We start from the raw sequence: 21,882 nt of genomic DNA on the forward strand, positions 1-21,882 counted from the left end.
ACTGGAGTGGTTATGGGTGATCGGCACGACTATGTGGCCCTTGAGTGGGTCAAAGGCGAGATTGCCGAAACGCTGAAGCAGGCCCATCAAGCGATCGAAACCCTGCTTGATGACCCGCAGGCGTTGTACGCCTTGAGCGATTGCCTGGCGTACATCCATCAGGTTCACGGCAGTTTGCAGATGGTCGAATTCTACGGCGCGGCTCTGCTCGCCGAAGAGATGGAGCAGTTGACCAGCGCCTTGCAGCACGACCGCGTCAGCCATCGTGAGGAGGCGCTGCACCTGTTGCTGCAAGCCCTTGGGCAACTGCCGATTTACCTCGACCGGGTGCAAAGTGCGCGCCGCGACCTGCCCTTGGTGGTGTTGCCGCTGCTCAACGATTTGCGCAGTGCCCGGGGTGAAACCCTGCTCTCGGAAACCAGCCTGTTCAGCCCGCAACTGGCGGATCAGCCGGCGTTGGACGAAGCTTCGCTGACACGGCTGGAACCCGCGGATTTCGCCAACGTGTTGCGCAAATTACGCCAGATGCTGCAGGTGGCGCTGGTCGGGTTGCTGCGCGAACAGGATGACCAGACCCACCTCGATTACCTGGCGAGGGTTTTTTCACGCCTCGAAGGGCTGTGCGCGGGGGCGCCCATGAGCCCGCTGTGGCAAGTCGCCTCGGCGCTGGTCGAAGGCATGCGCGCCGGGGTGATCGCCAACAGTCCGGCGTTGCGCAGCCTGTTCAAGGACGCTGACCATGAGCTCAAGCGGTTGCTTGAGCAGGGCATCCATGGCATCAATCAACCGGCACCGCCGGAGCTGCTCAAGAGTTTGCTGTTCTACATTGCCAAGGCCGACCATCCCACCGGGCAGATGCTGACCATGAAAGATCGCTACTCACTGGACGATGCGTTGCCCGACAGCGCGATGGTCGATGAAGAACGGGCACGGCTCGCCGGCCCCGACCGCGATGCCATGCGCTCGGTACTGGCGGCGCTCTGTGAAGAACTGGTGCGGGTCAAGGAACGCCTCGACCTGTTCGTGCGCAGCGACCGCCAGCACACCGCGGACCTCGACAGCCTGTTGGCGCCACTGCGGCAAATCGCCGACACCCTGGCGGTGCTGGGGTTTGGTCAACCGCGCAAAGTCATCATCGATCAACTGGCGGTGGTGCTGAGCCTGGTTCAGGGCCAGCGCGAACCCAACGACGCGATCCTGATGGACGTTGCGGGCGCCTTGCTCTATGTCGAAGCCACCCTGGCTGGCATGGTCGGCACCGTGGAGCCCGAGAGCCGGGAAGAAAGCCGCCTGCCGACCACCGACCTGACGCAGATTCACCAGATCGTCATCCGCGAAGCGCGCATCTGCTTGCAAGAAGCCAAGGACATGATCGTCGACTACATCGACGCCGACTGGGATCGTCAGCATTTGCAGGCGTTGCCAGCCTTGCTCACCCAGGTGCGTGGGGCGTTGGCGATGATCCCGCTGAGCCGTGCGGCGAGCCTGATCGAAACCTGCAATCACTTCATCCGCGAGCATTTGCTGCTGGAGCCGGACCAGCCCGGTTGGCAGGAACTGGACAGCCTGGCCGACGTGATTTCCAGCATCGAGTACTACCTGGAACGCCTGAGCGACGACCCCGAAGCACCGGGCGAAAAGCTGCTCGATGTCGCCGAAAAAAGCCTGGCATCGCTCGGGTTTTTCCCCAGCGAAACGCACGTGCCGATGCTCGATGATGTGCTCAGCCCAAGTGAAGCCCAGGTTATGCAGGACCAACAGGAACTCGATGACCCCGCGACCGTGCAGTCGCTGGCCGATGTATTGGCCAGTCCCGTGTCTTCGGTCAATCCTCCGGCCCTGACCACGCCGGGCAGCCTGTTACCGCCCCCCGCCGGTGAAGAACCGGTCGACGATGAGCTGCGCGAAGTCTTTCTCGAAGAGACCGATGAAGTCCTCGATATCCTCCATGAATTCTTGCCGCGCTGGGCCGCCAACCCCGACGACAAATCCGCCCTGAGTGAGCTGCGCCGCGCCTTTCACACATTGAAAGGCAGTGGCCGGATGGTCCGGGCGCTGGTATTGGGAGAGCTGGCATGGGCGGTGGAAAACCTGCTCAACCGCGTGCTGGAAGACAGCGTCGCGCCGGGGGCCGCTGTGCAACAGCTGCTCACCGATGCACTGAATTTACTGCCGGACCTGGTAGCCGAGTTCGCCGGCAATGCCCAGCGTCAGCGCAATGATGTCGACCAATTGGCGGCGCGCGCGCATGCCCTTGCCAAGGGCGATGCACCGGCCAGCGATGAGGACACACAGGACGTCGCGGCCCTCGATCCGCTGTTGCTGGAGATCTTCCGCAAAGAAGCCGAAACCCACCTGGCCAGCCTCAACCGTTTTCTCGATCAGGCCGCCGAACATGTGCCGTTACAGGCCAGCGACGAATTGCAACGAGCCTTGCACACGCTCAAGGGCAGCGCCTCGATGGCCGGCGTGTTGCCGATCGCCGAACTGGCGACGGCACTGGATCAACTGGCTCGCGAATACAAGGCGCACTTGATCGCGCTGGACCTGGACGAAGTCGAACTGTTGCTGGAAGCCGAAGGGCTGTTTCGGCTCGGCTTGCGCCAGCTCAAGACCGATCCGCTGGCCGAGATTCGTGGTGCCCGCTCATTGATCGAGCGCACCCAGGCGTTGCTCGCCGAACGTCTGCAATCGCTGTTGAGTACGCCCAATACCGCACTGCGAACCAAGCGCGATCCGCAGTTGATCAACAACTTCCTGGCCCAGGGCATGGACATCCTGCTGGACGCCGAAAGCCTGTTGCAGCGCTGGCAGCAGCATCCCGGCGAGCGTCAGGAACTGACCGCGCTGCTCGATGAACTGACCACCCTCGGCGAAGGCGCGCACCTCGCCGACCTGCATCCGGTGGACGCCCTCTGCGAAGCCTTGCTCGACCTGTATGGCGCGGTGGAAGAGAGCAGCCTGGCGGTCAGCGAGCGGTTTTTCCATGAGGCGCAAAGTGCCCACGAAGCGCTGATCAACATGCTCGACGAACTGGCTGCTGGCCAGGAAGTCAGCCCGCAACCGGAACGCATTCGGGCCTTGCGCGGTTTGCTCGATGAAAGTCTTGATCCGTCGTCCATGGGCCTGATCCGCAGTGATGGCAGCCGCACCCTGAGCATTCGGGAGCTGGGCAGCGCCACCGCCGAACTGGAACAATCGGCAACCCAGGTCGATCTGGATGACGAAATCGTTTCGATCTTCCTCGAAGAAGCGGTGGATATCCTCGAAAGCGCCGGCCAAGCCCTGCAACGCTGGTTGAGTGACCCGGACAACGCCGCACCGCTGTCGTCCTTGCAGCGCGATTTGCATACGCTCAAAGGCGGGGCGCGGATGGCTGAAGTCGAGCCGGTCGGCGACCTCGCCCATGAATTGGAAACCCTTTACGAAGGCTTGGTGGACCGCCGTTACAACCACAGTGAAACCCTGGCGCTGTTGCTGCAAAAGAGCCATGACCGGCTCGCGGTGCTGCTGGAGCAGCTACAGAATCAACAATCGCTGGGATCGCCGAGCGAGCTGATCGAGGCGATTCGCGAGTTTCGTCAGGGCAATGTCAACGCCGCCGAAGTGACGGAGCCTGCGCCGGCCAAGGATTCGCCGGGGCATGATCCGGAGTTGTTGGAGATCTTCCTCGAGGAAGGTTTCGACATCATTGAAAACTCCGGCGCCGCGCTCGTGCGCTGGCAAGCCGAACCGTCGAACCGGCAGGAAATCGAAACCCTGCTGCGCGATCTGCACACGCTCAAGGGCGGCGCACGCATGGTCGAAATCGCCCCGATTGGCGACCTGGCCCATGAACTGGAATTTCTCTACGAAAGCCTGTCGGCGGGCACCCTGCAACCGAGTGCGGCATTGTTCACCTTGCTGCAAAGCAGCCACGACCGCCTGGCGCAGATGCTCGATGCGACCCGCGCCGAACAGCCTTTGCCGCCGGCCGACCGACTGATCGACGCCATCAGGAATTTCAGCCATCCGGCCGTGCTGCAACCGGCCGTTGTCGCCCCTGTCGCCCCTGTTGCCGCCAAGCCAGAGGTCCCCGCGCTGCAAGCCGACGCGGGCGCCGACATGGTCAAGGTCTCGGCGGAGCTGCTCGACGACCTGGTCAACCTCGCCGGTGAAACCTCGATCTTCCGGGGCCGTATCGAGCAGCAGGTCAACGATGCGCGGGTCACCCTGAGCGAGATGGAAACCACCATCGAACGGATGCGCGACCAATTGCGCAGGCTCGATACCGAAACCCAGGGCCGGATTCTCAGCCGCCAGCAAGTCGACGCCGAACGCTCGGGCTACGAAGAATTCGACCCGCTGGAAATGGACCGCCACTCGCAATTGCAGCAACTGTCGCGGGCGCTGTTCGAGTCGGCCTCTGACTTGCTGGATTTGAAGGAAACCCTCGACCGGCGCAATCAGGACGCGGAGAACCTGCTGCAACAGCAGGGCCGCATCAATACCGAGTTGCAGGAAGGCTTGATGCGCACGCGCATGGTGCCGTTCGAACGGATGTTGCCGCGTTTGAAACGCATCGTTCGCCAGGTCTCCAGCGAGCTGGGCAAGGACGTGGAATTCATTGTCGGCAACGCGGAAGGCGAGATGGACCGCAACGTCCTCGAGCGCATGGCACCACCGCTGGAGCACATGCTGCGCAACGCCGTGGACCATGGGCTGGAATCGGCCGAGGTGCGCATCGCCGCCGGCAAACCGGCCAAGGGACGGATCACCCTCGACTTGTCCCGCGAGGGCGGCGACATCATCTTCGACATCCGCGACGACGGTGCCGGCGTGCCGCTGGACGCCGTACGGCGCAAGGCGATCAAGCGCGGTTTGCTCGCTGAAGACGCCGAGATCAACGACCGCGACGTGTTGCAGTTCATCCTGCAACCGGGGTTTTCCACGGCCGAGAAGATCACCCAGATTTCCGGGCGGGGCGTCGGCATGGACGTGGTCCATGAAGAAGTACGCCAGCTCGGCGGCACCATGGTCATCGACTCGGTGCCGGGGCAGGGCGTGCATTTCCGCATTCGCCTGCCGTTCACCGTGTCGGTCAACCGCGCGCTGATGGTGCAGTGTTTTGACGATCAATATGCGATCCCGCTGAACACCATCGACGGCATCGTCCGCGTGCTGCCCAACGAACTTGAAGGGCATTACCGACTCGATCCTCCGCGGTACAAATACGCCGGGCAGGACTATGAACTGTGCTACCTCGGCGAGCTGCTGAAAACTAGCTCCCGCCCGAAGCTGCTCGGCCAGAGCCTGCCGTTGCCGGTGTTGCTGGTTCAATGCAACGAGCGGCACATTGCGGTGCAGGTCGACTCCATGGCCGGCACCCGCGAGATCGTGGTGAAAAGCCTCGGCCCGCAATTCGCCGCGGTGCAGGGTTTGTCCGGGGCGACGATTCTGGGCGATGGTCGAGTGGTGCTGATTCTCGATTTGCTGGCGCCGATCCGCGCCATGCAGGCACCTTCGCCGCAACAGGCGCTGAACCAGGACACCGAAGTCGAGCCACACAAGCCCTTGCTGGTGCTGGTGGTCGATGACTCGGTGACCGTGCGCAAGGTCACCAGTCGTTTGCTCGAACGCCACGGCATGAACGTGCTGACCGCCAAGGACGGGGTCGACGCCATGTTGCTGCTCGAAGAACACATGCCGGACGTGATGCTGCTGGACATCGAAATGCCGCGCATGGACGGCTTCGAAGTCGCGACCCAGGTGCGCGCCGACGAACGTTTGCAGCATTTGCCGATCATCATGATCACCTCACGCACCGGCCAGAAACACCGCGACCGCGCGATGGCCATTGGCGTCAACGACTACCTCGGCAAGCCGTACCAGGAATCGGTGCTGCTGGAAAGCATCGCCCTGTGGAGCAAATCCCATGCTTGAGCATCGCACCAGTAACCTCACCGGCCTGTTGCTGCCCCTGGCCGACCGCAACCTGATCGTGCCCAACGTCGCGGTGGCTGAGCTGATCGACTATCAACCGGGGGCGTTCGATCTCGATACGCCACCGTGGTATCTGGGGCTGGTGAAGTGGCGGGACCGACAGATACCGTTGCTGAGTTTTGAATCGGCGTGCGGTCAGAAAATCGTCATCGGCGAACGGGCGCGGATTGTGATTCTCAATGCGCTGGGCGGGCGGCCAGGGTTGAAATTCATTGCGTTGCTGGTGCAGGGAATTCCGCGGTCGTACAAGCTCGACAGTCAGTTGAGTTATGTCGACGTGCCGTTGTGTTCGCTGGAGCAGGCGGCGGTGCAGGTGGGGGAGCAAGTGGCCAAAGTACCGGACTTGCTGGCGCTGGAGGAGTTACTGGTGAGTGCCGGGTTGGTTTGACCCGTATCCTGTGGCGAGGGAGCTTGCTCCCGCTGGGTTGCGAAGCAGCCCCAAAATCTCTAGCGAGCCGATTATTTTGCGACTGCTGCGCAGCCGAACGGGAGCAAGCTCCCTCGCCACAGGGGTTATGCGTTAGGCCTTGGCCTGCATCTGCATCTGCAACGCCTCGTAATGATCCAACGCCCGCTCCACCAACAACTGCACCCCATCCGCCATTCGACTGATCGCCAAGGCGACCGAGCGGCGTGAGCCTTCCACATCGTCCGCCAGATCAGCCGCAATCGCGCTGATCGACAGCATGTCTTCGGAAGCGTTGGCCAGCAGGGCTTCGGCATCGATGTCGGGGCATACAGTGAAGAGCCGGGACTTGTTACGGCGTCCCGAGGGTTTGCCGCTGGCAGGGGGGAAGTAATGGGCGAAGGCGCGGTCGGCGGCTTCTTTGAGTTTTTCGGCTTCGAGGGATGCTTGGGCGTCGGTGTCAGTGTTATCGGCTGGGTTGGACGTAACCTTGGACATAATGTGTTTCCGCTTACAGGTTGGAGTTGGTCCACTCGTAATGAATGGTGCTTTTTCTCCGTCTCTTCGGGGTTCCAGGCCCGGTCGCAGAATTCGCCGCGACCCATAAACGATAACGATCCACGCAAAACCCCACCATTCAGCGGCTTCCGGCATTGCTGTAGGTATCGCCGCCAGACTGCGTAGCCTCACACCCTTCCTGCTTACAAACTTTTAAACACAAAACCACAATCGTCGCAAAAGTTGATAAGTCCCAAAAAGGGACCTATCGTTCCCTTTTTGGGACTCCTCGGTCGACTCTGTGAAAAACCTTTCCCTCAGCGAAGCCCTGTTCACGACCACTCAGCAAAAAGTGCTGGGCTTGTTGTTCGGCAAACCCGACCGCAGTTTTTACGCCAACGAGATCGCCCGCTGGGCTCAAGTGGGTAAAGGCAGCCTCATGCGCGAGCTGGATCGGTTGCAGCAGGCCGGCGTTCTGACCCTGAGCCGTCAGGGCAACCAGACCCACTATCAAGCCAATCCGCAATGCCCAATCTATGCCGAACTGTTGGGCATCGCCCGCAAGACGTTCGGTATTGCCGAGCCTTTGCGCCAAGCGCTGCAACCTTTTGCCGAACAGATCACCTGGGCATTTGTGTACGGCTCCATCGCCAAGGATTCGGCAAACGCATCCAGTGACATTGATCTCATGCTGATCGGCGAAAGCCTCCACTACAGTGACGTGATGGAGCGGCTCATGCCTCTGGAAGAGCAACTGGGCCGCGTCCTCAACCCGACGCTCTACACCCCCGACGACTGGGCCGAAAAACTGGCGGCTGACAACAGCTTTGTCGTGCGGGTGGCGCAGCAGGACAAGATCACCCTGATGGGGGGAAACCCTTTGGAGTCCAAGGATGGGCAGCAACGAGAACCTGGAGAACCTGTTACGTAGTGGTGGACTGAAAGCCGAGCCGCCGGATCGCAGGGAATGCGAAGGGCTGATGCGTTCCGCAGTGGATCGATTGAAAGATGCGCAAACGTCTTCGCTTTCCTTCGCGAGCCGTTTTGACCTGGCTTACAACGCTGCCCATGCCTTGGCTCTGACGGCTCTTCGTTTGTGTGGTTACCGTTCAGACAAGAGATATCTAGTGTTTCAGTGCCTGGTTCATACCGCTGATATTGGCAAAGTGCAGGTTCGGTTATTCGCGCTGTGCCATGAGCGACGCAACCTGGCGGAGTACGAAGGTTACATGGATGAAGATCCGGCGTTGTTGGCGCAGTTGTTGGAAAGCGCTGAGCAGTTGCTGGTTCGTGTTCAGCAGATGATGACTGGGTGAAATGTTGAAACTGCGGTGATTGTTCCGGCGCCTTCGCGAGCAAGCCCGCTCCCACATTGGAATGCGTTTCAATGTGGGAGCGGGCTTGCTCGCGAAGGTGCCAGTCCAGGCAGCAGATATCTCTAGACAACCATTACTCTGACCGTAACGATCCACCGCTCAGCTTGATTGATGCCCCCACCCAACACTCCTAAGGTGACTCCCACGACAGCGAACCCGTGGAGTGGTCATGACAACAACAATATCCCCCGACTCGCGATGGACGCGGCGGCGCAGCGAAAAGCAGCGGCGTCTGGCGTTGGTCAAGGATCTTGCCGACGGTGTGGTGCTGCCCACCGACAACATCGTCGCGGCGCTGGAAGCCTTGATCCTGCCCGGCGACCGCGTGGTGCTGGAGGGCAATAACCAGAAACAGGCGGATTTCCTCTCCCGTTCACTGGTCAAGGCCGATCCCGCCAAGCTCCACGACTTGCACATGATCATGCCCAGCGTTGGCCGTGCCGAGCATCTGGACCTGTTCGAACGCGGCATCGCCCGCAAGCTCGACTTCTCCTTCGCCGGTACGCAAAGCCTGCGCATCAGCCAGTTGCTGGAAGACGGTCTGCTGGAAATCGGCGCGATCCACACTTATATCGAGCTCTATGCGCGGCTGGTGGTCGACCTGATTCCCAACGTCGTGCTCTCCGCCGGTTTCATGGCCGACCGTGCTGGCAACATCTACACCGGGCCGAGCACTGAAGACACCCCGGCATTGATCGAACCGGCTGCGTTCAGCGACGGCATTGTCATTGTTCAGGTCAACCAGTTGGTCGACGATGTCAACGACTTGCCGCGTGTCGACATCCCCGCTTCCTGGGTCGACTTCGTGGTGGTGGCCGACAAGCCGTTCTACATCGAACCGCTGTTCACCCGCGACCCACGGCACATCAAGCCTGTGCACATCTTGATGGCGATGATGGCGATCCGTGGCATCTACGAAAAACACAACGTGCAGTCGCTCAATCACGGCATCGGTTTCAACACCGCCGCCATCGAATTGATCCTGCCGACCTACGGCGAATCCCTCGGCCTCAAGGGCAAAATCTGCCGCAACTGGACGCTCAATCCGCACCCGACCTTGATCCCGGCGATTGAAAGTGGCTGGGTCGAAAGCGTGCATTGCTTCGGCACCGAACTGGGCATGGAAAACTACATCGCCGCACGGCCGGACGTGTTTTTCACCGGGCGGGACGGCTCGCTGCGCTCCAACCGGATGTTCTGCCAACTGGCCGGGCAATACGCGGTGGACCTGTTTATCGGCGCGACCCTGCAAGTCGACGGCGACGGTCATTCCTCCACCGTGACCCGCGGGCGACTCGCCGGATTCGGCGGCGCGCCGAACATGGGCCACGACCCGCGCGGTCGCCGTCACAGTACGCCGGCCTGGCTCGACATGCGCCACGACGATGCGCCTGAAGCCTTGCTCGAACGCGGCAAAAAACTCGTGGTGCAAATGGTCGAGACGTTCCAGGAGGGCGGCAAACCGACCTTCGTCGAAACCCTCGACGCGATCGACGTGGCGAAGAAAAGCGGCATGCCGCTGGCGCCGATCATGGTCTACGGCGACGACGTCACCCATTTGCTGACCGAAGAAGGCATCGCGTATCTGTACAAGGCGCGTTCGCTGGAAGAACGCCAGGCGATGATCGCCGCCGTCGCCGGGGTCACCGCCATTGGCCTGCGTCACAACCAGAAAGACACCGCGCGCATGCGCCGCGAAGGTTTGATCGCCTTGCCCGAAGACCTCGGCATCCGCCGCACCGACGCCACCCGCGAACTGCTCGCCGCGAAAAGCGTGGCGGATCTGGTCGAGTGGTCCGGTGGTCTCTACAACCCGCCCGCCAAGTTCAGGAGCTGGTAATGCACGCACTCAACCTGCAACCGAAAACCCTGACCCTGGCGGAACGGCTAGCCGATTTGGCGGTGGACGCTTTGATCGACGAAGCAGACCTGTCGCCGAAACCGGCGCTGGTCGACCGTCGTGGCAACGGCGCGCACACCGATTTGCACCTGGGGCTGATGCACGCCTCGGCGTTGTCACTCTGGTCTGCGTTCAAGGAAATGGCCGAAGCCGCTATCGAACTCGGCGAAATCGGTTTGCCGCTGCGCGAAGCGGTGGGGCGGATTGGCCGGGAAGGGGAGCAAGCGATGCTCGCCACCACGGGCGGGGTGAATACCCATCGCGGGGCGATCTGGGCCTTGGGCCTGTTGGTCACGGCTGCCGCGCTTGAGCCTGAATCCAACGCCGCCGGTTCCATCACCTTGCGCGCCGCACGCCTGGCGTTACTCGACGACCGTTACGCACCACGACCGCTAAGCCATGGCGCCCAAGTTGCCCAGCGTTACGGCGCCCGCGGTGCCCGTGAAGAAGCGCAGCTGGGTTTTCCTTCGGTGGTGCAACGGGCATTGCCGCAACTCAAACACAGCCGCGCCGCCGGTCACGGTGAACAGAACGCCCGGCTCGATGCCTTGCTGGCGATCATGACCCGACTGGCCGACACCTGCGTGCTCTACCGCGCTGGCGAAGCAGGCCTGCACGCCATGCAACTCGGCGCACAAGCCGTGATCGATGCGGGCGGCAGCGCCAGCCTTGCCGGCCGCCGCCGTTTGCATGAGCTGGATGAACAATTAATCGCGTTGAATGCCTCGCCGGGCGGTGCTGCTGATTTGCTCGCCGCTTGCCTGTTCATCGACCGCATCGAATCCGGAGCTTTTTGATGGAAACCTTATCCTTTGAATTCCCCGCCGGGCAGCCGCCACGCGGTCGCACGCTGGTGGGCTGTGTCGGCTCGGGCGATCTGGAAGTGCTGATCGAACCGGGTCAGGCCGGCAAGCTGACCATCAACGTGCAGACCTCGGTCAATGGCGCGCAACAGCGCTGGCAGCATCTGTTCGCGCGGATGTTTGACGGTCAGACACCGCCGGCGATGGACATCGCCATCCACGATTTCGGCGCGACGCCGGGTGTGGTGCGCCTGCGTCTGGAACAAGGCTTTGAGGAGATCGGCCATGACTGATCTCCTTAACAAACACAGCTTCATCGAACTCGGTGCCCGACAACGCGCGAAAGCCTTGCTCGACCCCGGCACCTTCCGCGAACTGCTCGACCCGTTTCAACGCATCATGTCGCCGTGGCTGGAGCGCCAGGGCGTGGTGCCGCAAGCCGATGACGGTGTGGTGATCGCCAAAGGCAGCATCGGTGGTTTGCCGGTGGTGATCGCTGCCATCGAAGGTGCCTTCCAGGGCGGCAGCCTTGGTGAAGTTGGCGGGGCAAAGATGGCGGGCGCGCTGGAACTGGCCGCTGAAGACAACCGCAATGGCATTCCGACCCGCGCCGTGTTGCTGCTGGAAACCGGCGGTGTGCGCTTGCAGGAAGCCAACCTCGGGTTGGCGGCGATTGCCGATATTCATGCGGCGATTGTCGACCTGCGCCAATACCAACCGGTGATTGGTGTGGTGGCCGGCAGCGTCGGCTGCTTTGGCGGGATGTCGATTGCCGCCGGGTTGTGCAGTTATTTAGTGGTCACCCAGGAGGCGCGTCTGGGCCTGAACGGCCCGCAAGTCATCGAACAGGAAGCCGGGCTTGAGGAATATGACTCCCGCGATCGTCCTTTTATCTGGAGCCTGACCGGCGGCGAGCAGCGTTTCGCCAGTGGTCTGGTGGATCGTTATACCGCCGATGATGTGGCGCAGATTCAGCAACACGTCAGTGAATTGCTGCAACAGGGTTTGCCGGCGCAACAACGCAGTCGTCAGGCCGATCTGTACCTGCAACGGCTGGCCCGTCTGGACGCCGCGCCGCAAATCGAACCGGCGACGGTTCGCGATCTGTATCAGGGAGCGCACTCATGAACACCTATTCGCTGAGAGGTTTGAACTGGTTCAACGCCTTGAGCGCCGGGGCAAAACCGGTCGAAGATTTGCCGGCTTCATTGAAAGTGGCCGATGGCGTGCTGGGTAATCAGCCTGTTCGGTTTATCGCGGTGGTGGCGGATCCGGAGAACCGTTTTGTCCGTGCGCGTAACGGTGAAGTCGGTTTGCTGGAAGGGTGGAGTTTGGCCAAAGCTGTGGATGAAGTGATCGCCGCTGATGTGGATAAACCGCACAAGCGCGCCGTGATCGCCATCGTCGATGTGCCGAGTCAGGCGTATGGCCGACGCGAAGAAGCCCTCGGCATTCATCAGGCATTGGCCGGCGCGGCAGACAGTTATGCCCGCGCCCGTTTGGCAGGTCATGCGGTGATTGGTTTGCTGGTGGGCAAGGCAATGTCCGGCGCGTTTCTGGCCCACGGGTATCAAGCCAATCGTTTGATCGCCCTGCGCGATCCGGGGGTGATGGTGCATGCGATGGGCAAGGCGTCGGCGGCGCGGGTGACCTTGCGCAGCGTTGAAGAACTTGAAGCGCTGGCCGCCAGCGTGCCGCCGATGGCCTATGACATCGACAGTTACGCCAGTCTTGGTTTGCTGTGGGAAACCCTGTCGGTGGAACAGATAGAGCAGCCGACGACGGCCGATCTGGCGCGGGTGACGGAATGCCTGAATCAGGCGATTGGTGATGTGGCTGCGCATGGTCGCGATCTGAGCAGCCGCTTGGGTGCAAGCAACCGTGCCGCGTCAAGCAAGGTTCGCCAACTGCTGAGAGCGCAGTGGTGAACTCGCTTCTGGCCCACGATCTGCTCTGGGGCATGACCCCGGAGCAGTTGCCTGCGGATGCGCCTGTTTGGGTGATCGACTCCCTGAGCGCGGGCCAGCCCGTGGTGGTTCGGCGTGCGGTGAGTGCGCCGGGTCACATCGCGGTCGGCGTGCGTGGACGCTTGCGTGAACAACGTTTTGCGACGCTGATGCCGGTTGACGGGATTCAGCGTCGGGTCAAACCGGAAGACCTTTGTCAGGTCTCGATCAATCGGGATCTGCCGGCCGTGCGCGCCCTCAATCAACTGCGGCCGATGCTCGATGATTGTGGTTGGGTGTGGGGTGTCAGCGGCAGTGCCGGGTTTGAGTTGGCCAGCGGGTTTGCGGCGTTGCACGAGGGCAGCGATCTCGATTTGATCCTGCGCACGCCGCAAGCGTTGGGTCGTTCCGAGGCGCAGGCACTGCTGACGGTTCTGGAGGCTGCCGACTGCCAGGTGGACATACAGTTGCAGACTCCGTTCGGCGCTGTGGCCCTGCGCGAGTGGGCCGGTTCGGCGCGTCGTGTGTTGCTCAAAAATGCCAGTGAAGCCTGTCTGGTGATTGATCCGTGGCACCCGCAGGAGCAAGCCGCGTGAGCAGTTTGCTGGTGTTCCCAGGGCAAGGCGCGCAGCAGCCGGGCATGCTCCAGCGTTTGCCTCGCGAGACGCTGATCGAAGCGAGTGACGTGCTGGGCGAAGACGTTTTGCTGCTCGATTCTGCGCAGGCGTTGAAGTCTACAAGGGCGGTTCAGCTTTGCCTGTTGATCGCCGGTGTCGCGGCGTCTCGTCAATTAGCCATGGCGCCGGATTACGTGGCCGGATTGTCCATCGGCGCTTACCCGGCAGCGGTGGTGGCCGGTGCCTTGAGTTTCGGCGATGCGCTGCATCTGGTCAGCCTGCGCGGTGAATTGATGCAGCGGGCTTATCCACAGGGCTACGGCATGACAGCGATCATCGGTCTGGAATTATCCACAGTGGAACGTTTGCTGGCGCAGGTTTACAGCGCCGATACACCGGTTTACCTGGCCAACATCAATGCCGATAACCAAGTGGTGATTGCCGGCAGCGACGAGGCCATGAAAGCGCTGGCGACGTTGGCGAAAGGTCAGGGTGCAGGTCTGGCGAAACGGCTGGCGGTCAGCGTGCCTTCGCACTGCCCGCTACTGGAGGGGCCAGCAAAAATTCTGGCGGAAGCATTCGCCAACGTGCCACTGAAAACGCCGACCTTGGGTTACCTCAGTGGCAGCCGCGCTCGGCCCGTCATCAACGCCGACGCCTTGCGCGATGACCTCGCGTTCAACATGTGCCGCGTTGTTGATTGGCGCGGCACGGTGCAAAGCGCTTACGAGCGCGGCGTAAGACTTCAGATTGAACTGCCGCCCGGTGCGGTGCTCACCGGGCTGGCGCGCCGGGTGTTCGAGCAGGGCACCGTGATCGCTTTCGACGGTGCGCGGCTCGACACCCTGCAGGCGCTGTTACGTGAGGAGGGAAGCCGCCAACTTTAGACCCGGACTCAGGCCTTCGAACAACAAAAACAACATTCGACGATGCACTTTGAGGACTACAACAATGATTATTTACGGTGTGGCGCTGTTGGCGATCTGTACGCTGGCAGGGGTGATCATGGGCGATGCGCTTGGCATGTTGCTGGGCGTCAAGTCCAACGTTGGCGGGGTCGGGATCGCGATGATCCTGCTGATTTGCGCGCGGTTGTGGATGCAGAAACGCGGCGGCATGACCAAGGATTGCGAGATGGGCGTCGGCTTCTGGGGCGCCATGTACATTCCGGTGGTGGTCGCGATGGCCGCGCAACAGAACGTCGTCACCGCGCTGCACGGCGGCCCGGTCGCGGTGCTCGCGGCGATTGGTTCAGTGGTGATCTGCGGCTGCACGATTGCCCTGATCAGCCGGACCCACAAAGGCGAACCCTTGCCCGATGAACCGGTGGAAGTGACCCCGGTCGGCACTCCAGTAGGAGGTCGCTGATATGTGGGAAGTCATTGATAAAGGCTTGACCGCTAATGGCCTGGTCACCGCGTTCGCGTTCGTTGGCGTGATCATGTGGGTGTCGGTGGTGTTGTCCAAACGCCTGACCTACGGACGGATTCACGGCTCGGCGATTGCCATCGTCATCGGCCTGGTATTGGCTTGGGTCGGCGGCACACTGACTGGTGGGCAGAAAGGCCTGGCGGATCTGTCGTTGTTCTCGGGCATCGGTTTGATGGGCGGCGCGATGTTGCGCGACTTTGCCATTGTTGCCACGGCATTCGAAGTGCAAGCCACGGAAGCGAAAAAGGCCGGGCTGATTGGTGTGATCGCGTTGCTGCTGGGCACGATCCTGCCGTTCATTGTCGGCGCAAGCATGGCCTGGGCGTTTGGGTATCGCGATGCGATCAGCATGACCACTATTGGCGCGGGCGCGGTGACGTACATCGTCGGGCCGGTGACCGGGGCGGCGATTGGTGCCAGTTCCGATGTGGTGGCGCTGTCGATTGCCACCGGGCTGATCAAGGCGATTCTGGTGATGGTCGGTACGCCGATGGCGGCGCGCTGGATGGGCCTGGATAACCCGCGCTCGGCGATGGTGTTTGGCGGGTTGGCCGGGACGGTCAGCGGCGTGACGGCGGGGCTGGCGGCGACGGATCGGCGGTTGGTGCCTTACGGCGCGTTGACGGCGACGTTCCACACCGGGCTTGGGTGTTTGCTGGGGCCTTCGCTGCTGTACTTCATTGTTCGCGGGATTGTGGGCTAGGGGTTGGTTCCTCTATTGAATGATCGGCCCCCTTCGCGAGCAAGCCCGCTCCCACATTGGCTCATGGTCGTAGTCAAATATCAGGTACGACACAAATAGAATGTGGGAGCGGGCTTGCTCGCGAAGGGAGCGACGCGGTTTCAGATCTGGCGATTGGCGTACATCCGGCACTCCGCCAACAGCGCCAGCAAATTCGGATCGCGCTCCTTGGCCTTCAGGAACACCACGCCAATGTGCTGCTGCAACCGATAGCGTTCCTGCAAGGGAATCAGCTTCACCCGGTTCTCATACACCGCCGCAATCCTTCCTGGCAGCAACGCATAACCCACCCCCGAACTGACCATGCTCAACAGGGTGAAGATGTCGTTGACCTGCATCGCTACTTTCGGCTCGAACCCCGCTTGCTTGAACACCCGGTTACCGTCCTGGTGCGTGGCAAAGCCCTGGGTCAGGGTAATGAACGTCTCGTCGCGCACTTCGGCCAGGTCGACTTCGGCGCGTTGGGCAAACTTCGAATCCGCTGGGGTCGCGAGAAAAATGTCGTCGGAAAACAGCGGGATTTGCTCGCAGTCAGGGTCGTTGACGCTCTCGTCCAGCGACACCAGGATCGCATCGACTTCCATGTTCTTGAGCTTGTACAGCAGGTCGAAATTGGAGCCGAGAATCAGGTCGATGTTGAGTTCGCTGCGGCGGATCTTCAGGCCCATGATCAGCTGCGGCACGGTCTTCACCGTCAGTGAATACAGCGAGCCAAGCTTGAAGCGCTCCGCAGAAAAACCGGCGGCTTCGCGGGTCAGGCGCACGGTTTCGACCACGTCCTGAATCAGCTTCTGTGCTCGCTCTTCGAGCACGTAAGCGCTTTCCAGCGGTGTGAGGTTACGGCCCTCATGTTTGAACAACGGGCAACGCAGGGCACTTTCCAGGGAGTGGATCGCCCGGTGCACACTGACATTGCTGGTCTGCAACTCGGCAGCAGCACGGGCCAGGTTGCCGGTGCGCATGAAGGCCAGGAACACCTCGAGTTTTTTCAGGGTCAATTCTTCATCGATCAGCATGAGGCAGACTCTTTTTGGAATGACCTGATTGTGCCCAATTGGGCCGCCCTTGGCTCAAAGGATTTAGGGGCGCGACAATCAGAAACATTGCGCTTTTACCTTCAAGGCCTGAGCCTTGCGCGATGTTGCAACGAATGTTGAGGTGAGCAACGCATGTATCACGGGGAACGATTGAACGCCTGGACGCATTTGGTCGGGGCAGTGGCGGCAACGGTCGGGGTGGTGTGGATGCTGGTGATCGCCAGCATGGACGGCAGCCCCTGGAAGATCGTCAGCGTGGCGATTTACGGTTTCACCTTGCTGGGTTTGTACAGCGCCTCGACCGTTTACCACAGCGTGCGCGGACGCAAGAAAGCGATCATGCAGAAGGTGGATCATTTTTCGATCTACCTGCTGATCGCCGGCAGCTACACGCCGTTCTGCCTGGTGACCCTGCGCGGGCCGTGGGGCTGGACGTTGTTCGGGATTGTCTGGGGACTGGCGCTGATCGGCATCCTGCAAGAGATCAAGCCGCGCTCGGAAGCGCGGATTCTGTCGATCGTGATTTACGCGGTGATGGGCTGGATCGTGCTGGTGGCGGTCAAGCCCTTGCTGGCGGCGTTGGGCGCTGCGGGGTTTGCATGGCTGGCGGCGGGCGGGATTCTGTACACCGTGGGGATTATCTTTTTCGCCCTCGATCATCGGCTGCGGCATGCCCACGGGATCTGGCATTTGTTCGTGATTGCCGGGAGCTTGCTGCACTTTGTGGCGATTTTCTTTTATGTCCTCTAGACCGCGTCGCGGCCTTCGCGAGCAAGCCCGCTCCCACATTCGATCTCGGTCGTGAACAAAATCTGTGTTCGCTGAAGATCAAATGTGGGAGCGGGCTTGCTCGCGAAGAGGCCCTAGAAGTCACCCCAAAGCTGTTGGGCAACCGCCAACGCCACCACCGGCGCAGTTTCGGTGCGCAGCACGCGCGGGCCGAGGCGGGCGGCATGGAACCCGGCGGCTTTGGCCTGCTCGACTTCGGCGTCGGACAGCCCGCCTTCCGGGCCGATCAGGAATGCCAGGCTTGAAGGTTTTGCATGACTCACCAACGGCTCGGCCACCGGATGCAGTACCAGTTTCAACTCGGCTTCAGTCTGCTTCAACCAATCCGCCAGCAGCAGCGGCGGATGAATCACCGGCACTCGTGAACGCCCACATTGTTCACAGGCACTGATCGCCACTTGGCGCCAGTGCATCAGGCGTTTGTCGGCGCGCTCGTCCTTGAGGCGGACTTCGCAGCGGTCGCTGAAAATCGGGGTGATTTCGGTGACGCCCAGTTCGGTGGCTTTCTGAATCGCCCAGTCCATGCGCTCGCCCCGGGACAGGCCCTGGCCGAGATGTATCGCCAGCGGCGACTCGACTTGCCCGGCGAAGGATTCATCGATCTGCACCACGACGCGCTTCTTGCCGACCTCCACCAACGTGGCGCGAAACTCGTGGCCCGAGCCGTCGAACAGCTGCAACGCATCACCCTCGGCCATGCGCAGCACGCGGCTGATGTAATGGGCCTGGGCTTCAGGCAACTCGTGCTCGCCGGTGCTCAGGGGGGCGTCGATAAAGAAGCGGGACAGTCTCATGCGAGTTCTCTGAAAAATTGGCTTTTGTGGCGAGGGGGCTTGCCCCCGTTCGGCTGCGAAGCAGTCGTAGAAATAGCGATGCATTGGGTGTCGGTTTTAGGGCCGCTTCGCGACCCAACGGGGGCAAGCCCCCTCGCCACAGACAAGCTCCCTCGCCACAGGGGGTACTCAGTGACTGCTAGCCCGGATCGCGGAAGCCGGGGTGGAAGTCCTTCGGCACCGCCACGCTGACGCTGTTGCGCGTCGCGATATCGATCCCTTCGCTGGCCACTTCGGCCAGAAAGTCGATCTGCTCCGGCGTAATCACATACGGCGGCAGGAAATACACCACGCTGCCCAACGGACGAAGTAAAGCACCCCGTTCCAGTGCGTGCTGGAACACCTTCAAGCCGCGACGTTCCTGCCACGGATAGGCTTCTTTCGTGGCCTTGTCCTTGACCATCTCGATCGCCAGCACCATGCCGGTCTGGCGCACTTCCGAGACGTTCGGATGATCGGCCAGGTGCGCAGTAGAGGACGCCATGCGTTGAGCCAGGGCCTTGTTGTTCTCGATGACGTTGTCTTCCTCGAAGATATCCAGCGTCGCCAAGGCCGCTGCGCACGCCAACGGGTTGCCGGTGTAGCTGTGCGAATGCAGGAAGGCGCGCAGGGTCGGGTAGTCGTCGTAGAAGGCGCTGTAGACGTCTTCGGTCGTCACGCAGGCCGCCAGCGGCAGGTAGCCGCCGGTCAGGGCCTTGGACAGGCAGAGGAAGTCCGGGCGGATGCCGGCCTGTTCGCAGGCGAACATCGTGCCGGTGCGGCCGAAGCCGACGGCGATTTCGTCGTGGATCAGGTGCACGCCATAGCGGTCGCACACTTCGCGCAGCAGTTTGAGATAAACCGGGTGGTACATTCGCATGCCGCCAGCGCCCTGGATGAGCGGCTCGACGATCACTGCCGCGACGGTGTCATGGTTCTCTGCCAGGGTCTGTTCCATGGCCGCAAACATATTGCGCGAATGTTCTTCATAGCTCATGCCGTCCGGGCGCAGGTAGCAATCCGGGCTCGGCACCTTGATGGTGTCCAGCAGCAGGGCCTTGTAGGTTTCGGTGAACAGCGGCACGTCGCCCACCGACATCGCCGCCATGGTTTCGCCGTGGTAGCTGTTGGTCAGGGTGACGAAGCGATTCTTGTTCGGCTGGCCGCGGTTGAGCCAGTAGTGAAAGCTCATTTTCAGCGCGACTTCGATGCACGAAGAACCGTTATCGGCGTAGAAGCACCGGGTCAGGCCTTCCGGGGTCATCTTCACCAGGCGCTCGGACAGCTCGATCACCGGCTGGTGGCTGAAACCGGCGAGGATCACGTGCTCAAGCTGATCAACCTGATCCTTGATGCGCTGGTTGATTCGCGGGTTGGCGTGGCCGAACACGTTGACCCACCAAGAGCTGACAGCGTCGAGATAGCGCTTGCCTTCGAAGTCTTCCAGCCAAACGCCTTCACCGCGCTTGATCGGGATCAGCGGCAGTTGTTCGTGATCTTTCATCTGGGTGCAGGGATGCCACAACACCGCAAGATCGCGTTCCATCCACTGTTTATTCAGGCCCATTTTCTGTCTCCTCGAGGCTACCCGTGACGTAGGCGGGTAATCAATCGCGCAAGCCTATGCAATGCGTCGCGCCGGGACAACCCATTGTGACGATTGAGCTACTTTGTATGGGGCGATAGACGTTGCTGGCGGGCGTCTGAAGCCTGACGTATCCTTCGCGGTTCCTGGAGTCGCCTGACTCGTAAAACTGCTATTTCCTCATGTATTTCCGGAGTTCGCTGAATGTCTGTCGGTTGGCTGCGCGCCTGTGCGCTGGTGATGTTGGGGCTGTTCAGCGTGTCTGCGCTGGCCAAGGATAAAACCGCGATCGTGATCGGCGGCGGGCTGTCTGGCCTGACGGCGGCTTACGAGCTGCAGAACAAAGGCTGGCAGGTCACCCTGCTGGAAGCCAAACCGAGCTTGGGCGGTCGTTCCGGCATGGCCACCAGCGAATGGATCGGTAACGACAAGACTCAGCCGGTGCTGAACAAATACGTGTCGACCTTCAAGCTGAACACCACGCCAGCCCCTGAATTCGTGCGTACACCTGGCTATCTGATCGACGGCGAGTACTTCTCCGCGGCTGATCTGGCGACCAAGCAACCGGCCACCGCCGACGCGCTCAAGCGCTACGAAAAAACCCTGGATGATTTGGCGCGCTCGATTGACGATCCGCAGAACCCGCTCGCTACCAGCACCTTGCAAACGCTGGATCAGATCAACGTATCCAACTGGCTCGACAAACAAAACCTGCCAGCGACGGCTCGTCAGCTGATCAATCAGCAGATTCGCACCCGCTACGACGAACCTTCGCGTCTGTCGCTGCTGTATTACGCGCAGCAAAGCCGTGTTTACCGTGGCACGTCCGATCGTGACCTGCGTGCTTCGCGACTGGTGGGCGGCAGCACGGTGCTGGCCCAGGCTTTCGTTAAACAGTTGAAAACCATCAAGTCCAACTCCCCGGTCTCCTCGATTACCCAGGACAAGGACGGCGTGACCGTCAAAGTCGGCTCGGTCAGTTATCAGGCTGACTACGTGGTGTTGGCTGTACCGCTGCGCGCACTGAACAAGATCCAGATAACCCCGTCGCTGGATGCCCAGCACATGGGCGCCATCAAAGGCACCAACTACGGTTGGCGCGACCAGATCATGCTGAAGTTCAAGACGCCGGTGTGGGAATCCAAGGCGCGTATGTCCGGCGAGATTTTCAGCAACACCGGCCTCGGCATGCTGTGGATCGAGCCTGCGTTGAAGGGCGGCGCCAACGTGGTGATCAACCTGTCCGGCGATAACGCACGTGTCATGCAGGCGTTCGGCGACAAGCAAATGGTCGATCAGGTGCTGATTCGCCTGCACGCCTTTTATCCACAGGCCCGTGGTTCGTTCACCGGTTATGAAATCCGCCGCTACAGCACTGATCCTTCGATGGGCGGCGCTTACCTGGCCTTCGGCCCGGGCCAGATCAGCAAGTACTGGCGCCTGTGGGAACGTCCAATCCAGCGTGTAGCCTTTGCTGGCGAACACACCGACAACTTGTACCCAGGCACCCTGGAAGGCGCATTGCGCACCGGTCAGCGCGCGGCCAGTCAGGTAGAAGACCTGGCGGCGGGCAAGTCGTTTGAACCGGCGAAAGTGGTGCCGGCAGCGGCGGCCGGCGCAGTTGCGGCGAAGAAAGGCAACTTCTTCAGCAACCTGTTCGGTGGTTCGGATGACGACAAGAAGGCCGAACCGGTCAAGGCACCTGCGCCTTACACGCCACCGGCGCCGGATCCAGCGCCAGCTCCGGTAGCGCCACCAGTGGAAGCACCGAAACCTGCAACGCCAGTGAAAGCCGAGCCTGCCAAAAAGGCACCGGCCAAAACCCCGGCGAAAAAACCGGCAACCAAAACCGAAGCCAAAAAGGCCCCGGTGAAGAAAACCGAACCGGCAAAAAAGCCAGCCGCTAAACCGGCTGCAACCCCGGCAACGGATACCAAGGCGCAGTAAGCGCCTGGACT

Annotated in this window: 19 protein-coding genes; 15 read left to right on the forward strand and 4 right to left on the reverse strand. The window is 61.3% G+C overall.

What is annotated here, in order from left to right; all coding sequences use genetic code 11:
• Positions 1 to 12 precede the first annotated feature (12 nt).
• Both EAH78_RS28270 and EAH78_RS28275 read left to right on the forward strand, forming a co-directional pair.
• Entirely contained in the window at positions 13 to 5,922 is a 5,910-nt protein-coding gene (locus EAH78_RS28270; RefSeq protein WP_140671113.1) for an Hpt domain-containing protein, read from the forward strand.
• Positions 5,915 to 6,370: a chemotaxis protein CheW gene (locus EAH78_RS28275; RefSeq protein WP_140671115.1), complete on the forward strand. Its 456-nt coding sequence runs from the start codon at positions 5,915 to 5,917 to the stop codon at positions 6,368 to 6,370. Before EAH78_RS28270 ends, EAH78_RS28275 begins: the two co-directional genes overlap by 8 nt.
• Before the next feature lie 132 nt (positions 6,371 to 6,502).
• Here the strand turns inward: EAH78_RS28275 and EAH78_RS28285 are convergent, their stop codons facing one another.
• Positions 6,503 to 6,886, reverse strand: a complete 384-nt coding sequence (locus EAH78_RS28285) for a DUF6124 family protein (RefSeq protein WP_140671119.1) — start codon at positions 6,884 to 6,886, stop codon at positions 6,503 to 6,505.
• Between the two features lie 301 nt (positions 6,887 to 7,187).
• Between EAH78_RS28285 and EAH78_RS28290 the strand changes: the two genes are divergently transcribed.
• From EAH78_RS28290 to madM, 11 genes are all read left to right on the forward strand, one after another.
• Positions 7,188 to 7,817: a transcriptional regulator gene (locus EAH78_RS28290; RefSeq protein WP_140671121.1), complete on the forward strand. Its 630-nt coding sequence runs from the start codon at positions 7,188 to 7,190 to the stop codon at positions 7,815 to 7,817.
• Positions 7,780 to 8,202, forward strand: a complete 423-nt coding sequence (locus tag EAH78_RS32205) for a hypothetical protein (protein WP_161599710.1) — start codon at positions 7,780 to 7,782, stop codon at positions 8,200 to 8,202. Before EAH78_RS28290 ends, EAH78_RS32205 begins: the two co-directional genes overlap by 38 nt.
• A 229-nt stretch (positions 8,203 to 8,431) precedes the next feature.
• Complete coding sequence (gene mdcA, locus EAH78_RS28300) at positions 8,432 to 10,102, forward strand: malonate decarboxylase subunit alpha (protein ID WP_140671125.1); 1,671 nt, start codon at positions 8,432 to 8,434, stop codon at positions 10,100 to 10,102.
• On the forward strand, positions 10,102 to 10,959 hold the full coding sequence (locus tag EAH78_RS28305; protein ID WP_140671127.1) for a triphosphoribosyl-dephospho-CoA synthase: 858 nt from the start codon (positions 10,102 to 10,104) through the stop codon (positions 10,957 to 10,959). The genes mdcA and EAH78_RS28305 overlap by 1 nt, the downstream gene beginning before the upstream one ends.
• Complete coding sequence (locus EAH78_RS28310) at positions 10,959 to 11,258, forward strand: malonate decarboxylase subunit delta (protein WP_140671129.1); 300 nt, start codon at positions 10,959 to 10,961, stop codon at positions 11,256 to 11,258. The genes EAH78_RS28305 and EAH78_RS28310 overlap by 1 nt, the downstream gene beginning before the upstream one ends.
• Positions 11,251 to 12,093: a biotin-independent malonate decarboxylase subunit beta gene (locus EAH78_RS28315; protein ID WP_140671131.1), complete on the forward strand. Its 843-nt coding sequence runs from the start codon at positions 11,251 to 11,253 to the stop codon at positions 12,091 to 12,093. The genes EAH78_RS28310 and EAH78_RS28315 overlap by 8 nt, the downstream gene beginning before the upstream one ends.
• Complete coding sequence (gene mdcE / locus EAH78_RS28320; RefSeq protein WP_140671133.1) at positions 12,090 to 12,893, forward strand: biotin-independent malonate decarboxylase subunit gamma; 804 nt, start codon at positions 12,090 to 12,092, stop codon at positions 12,891 to 12,893. The genes EAH78_RS28315 and mdcE overlap by 4 nt, the downstream gene beginning before the upstream one ends.
• Positions 12,887 to 13,507 carry a malonate decarboxylase holo-ACP synthase gene (locus EAH78_RS28325; RefSeq protein ID WP_140671135.1) on the forward strand — a complete coding sequence of 207 codons (621 nt, stop codon included), beginning with the start codon at positions 12,887 to 12,889 and terminating at the stop codon, positions 13,505 to 13,507. Before mdcE ends, EAH78_RS28325 begins: the two co-directional genes overlap by 7 nt.
• On the forward strand, positions 13,504 to 14,415 hold the full coding sequence (gene mdcH / locus EAH78_RS28330) for a malonate decarboxylase subunit epsilon (protein ID WP_140671137.1): 912 nt from the start codon (positions 13,504 to 13,506) through the stop codon (positions 14,413 to 14,415). The genes EAH78_RS28325 and mdcH overlap by 4 nt, the downstream gene beginning before the upstream one ends.
• A gap of 64 nt (positions 14,416 to 14,479) precedes the next feature.
• The gene (gene madL, locus EAH78_RS28335; RefSeq protein WP_140671138.1) at positions 14,480 to 14,896 is read left to right on the forward strand and encodes a malonate transporter subunit MadL; all 417 of its coding nucleotides are present in this window, start codon (positions 14,480 to 14,482) and stop codon (positions 14,894 to 14,896) included.
• Position 14,897: 1 nt separating this feature from the next.
• On the forward strand, positions 14,898 to 15,662 hold the full coding sequence (madM, locus tag EAH78_RS28340; protein ID WP_140671139.1) for a malonate transporter subunit MadM: 765 nt from the start codon (positions 14,898 to 14,900) through the stop codon (positions 15,660 to 15,662).
• A gap of 140 nt (positions 15,663 to 15,802) precedes the next feature.
• Here madM and EAH78_RS28345 read toward each other — a convergent pair whose 3' ends face one another.
• On the reverse strand, positions 15,803 to 16,717 hold the full coding sequence (locus tag EAH78_RS28345) for a LysR family transcriptional regulator (protein ID WP_140671141.1): 915 nt from the start codon (positions 16,715 to 16,717) through the stop codon (positions 15,803 to 15,805).
• A 153-nt stretch (positions 16,718 to 16,870) separates the two neighbouring features.
• Here EAH78_RS28345 and trhA point away from each other — a divergent pair, with 153 nt between their 5' ends.
• Positions 16,871 to 17,488, forward strand: coding sequence for a PAQR family membrane homeostasis protein TrhA (gene trhA / locus EAH78_RS28350; protein WP_140671142.1), 618 nt, complete (start codon positions 16,871 to 16,873; stop codon positions 17,486 to 17,488).
• Between the two features lie 113 nt (positions 17,489 to 17,601).
• Here trhA and EAH78_RS28355 read toward each other — a convergent pair whose 3' ends face one another.
• Complete coding sequence (locus EAH78_RS28355; RefSeq protein WP_140671143.1) at positions 17,602 to 18,321, reverse strand: 16S rRNA (uracil(1498)-N(3))-methyltransferase; 720 nt, start codon at positions 18,319 to 18,321, stop codon at positions 17,602 to 17,604.
• Between the two features lie 178 nt (positions 18,322 to 18,499).
• A complete protein-coding gene (locus EAH78_RS28360) occupies positions 18,500 to 19,906 on the reverse strand; it encodes an adenosylmethionine--8-amino-7-oxononanoate transaminase (RefSeq protein ID WP_140671145.1) in 1,407 nt (468 codons plus the stop codon).
• 222 nt (positions 19,907 to 20,128) lie between these two features.
• Here EAH78_RS28360 and EAH78_RS28365 point away from each other — a divergent pair, with 222 nt between their 5' ends.
• Positions 20,129 to 21,871 carry an FAD-dependent oxidoreductase gene (locus tag EAH78_RS28365; protein ID WP_140671146.1) on the forward strand — a complete coding sequence of 581 codons (1,743 nt, stop codon included), beginning with the start codon at positions 20,129 to 20,131 and terminating at the stop codon, positions 21,869 to 21,871.
• The last annotated feature ends 11 nt before the right edge of the window (positions 21,872 to 21,882 follow it).

It is taken from the genome of Pseudomonas arsenicoxydans (genome assembly GCF_006438915.1).
In the GTDB taxonomy this organism is placed as follows: Bacteria; Pseudomonadota; Gammaproteobacteria; order Pseudomonadales; family Pseudomonadaceae; genus Aquipseudomonas; species Aquipseudomonas arsenicoxydans_A.

Coding starts and splice junctions, on each gene's coding strand:
- EAH78_RS28345 (WP_140671141.1), bottom strand. CDS start 16,717: ATGCTGATCGATGAAGAATTGACCCTGAAAAAACTCGAGGTGTTCCTG.
- EAH78_RS28360 (WP_140671145.1), bottom strand. CDS start 19,906: ATGGGCCTGAATAAACAGTGGATGGAACGCGATCTTGCGGTGTTGTGG.
- EAH78_RS28305 (WP_140671127.1), top strand. CDS start 10,102: ATGCACGCACTCAACCTGCAACCGAAAACCCTGACCCTGGCGGAACGG.
- madM (WP_140671139.1), top strand. CDS start 14,898: ATGTGGGAAGTCATTGATAAAGGCTTGACCGCTAATGGCCTGGTCACC.
- EAH78_RS28275 (WP_140671115.1), top strand. CDS start 5,915: ATGCTTGAGCATCGCACCAGTAACCTCACCGGCCTGTTGCTGCCCCTG.
- madL (WP_140671138.1), top strand. CDS start 14,480: ATGATTATTTACGGTGTGGCGCTGTTGGCGATCTGTACGCTGGCAGGG.
- EAH78_RS32205 (WP_161599710.1), top strand. CDS start 7,780: ATGGGCAGCAACGAGAACCTGGAGAACCTGTTACGTAGTGGTGGACTG.
- EAH78_RS28355 (WP_140671143.1), bottom strand. CDS start 18,321: ATGAGACTGTCCCGCTTCTTTATCGACGCCCCCCTGAGCACCGGCGAG.
- EAH78_RS28310 (WP_140671129.1), top strand. CDS start 10,959: ATGGAAACCTTATCCTTTGAATTCCCCGCCGGGCAGCCGCCACGCGGT.
- EAH78_RS28365 (WP_140671146.1), top strand. CDS start 20,129: ATGTCTGTCGGTTGGCTGCGCGCCTGTGCGCTGGTGATGTTGGGGCTG.
- EAH78_RS28270 (WP_140671113.1), top strand. CDS start 13: ATGGGTGATCGGCACGACTATGTGGCCCTTGAGTGGGTCAAAGGCGAG.
- trhA (WP_140671142.1), top strand. CDS start 16,871: ATGTATCACGGGGAACGATTGAACGCCTGGACGCATTTGGTCGGGGCA.
- mdcE (WP_140671133.1), top strand. CDS start 12,090: ATGAACACCTATTCGCTGAGAGGTTTGAACTGGTTCAACGCCTTGAGC.
- EAH78_RS28315 (WP_140671131.1), top strand. CDS start 11,251: ATGACTGATCTCCTTAACAAACACAGCTTCATCGAACTCGGTGCCCGA.
- mdcA (WP_140671125.1), top strand. CDS start 8,432: ATGACAACAACAATATCCCCCGACTCGCGATGGACGCGGCGGCGCAGC.
- EAH78_RS28285 (WP_140671119.1), bottom strand. CDS start 6,886: ATGTCCAAGGTTACGTCCAACCCAGCCGATAACACTGACACCGACGCC.